The organism is Bacillus cereus group sp. BfR-BA-01522 (assembly GCF_022662635.1).
Taxonomy (GTDB): Bacteria; Bacillota; Bacilli; order Bacillales; family Bacillaceae_G; genus Bacillus_A; species Bacillus_A cytotoxicus.
The window spans coordinates 1-223 of record NZ_JAKUDY010000073.1 but is presented as its reverse complement, the minus strand read 5'-3'; the positions used below and the strand labels follow the sequence as shown (position 1 = coordinate 223).

Genomic DNA, 223 nt, shown 5'->3' with positions numbered 1-223 from the left:
GCTTTTGATAGTTTTTTGCTTCATCCAGTTTGCATTTTCGTTTTAACGCTAATTCCTGTCGCCTAGAAAGAACACGTTGTGCTTTCGCTAATTTTTCTTCTAGTTTACGAAGCCATTTAGGATTACCAAAAACTTCACCTGTTGAAAGAATCGCAAAATCTTTAAGACCAACATCCATGCCAACAGATGAACATGTTTTAGGAAGTTCTTGTACTTCTGTTTC

At 36.3% G+C, this 223-nt stretch carries 1 protein-coding gene; it reads right to left on the bottom strand.

What is annotated here, in order from left to right:
• Positions 1–223, bottom strand: a 223-nt coding sequence (locus tag MR059_RS21710; RefSeq protein ID WP_242162039.1) for a transposase, incomplete at both ends; no start/stop codon positions are given.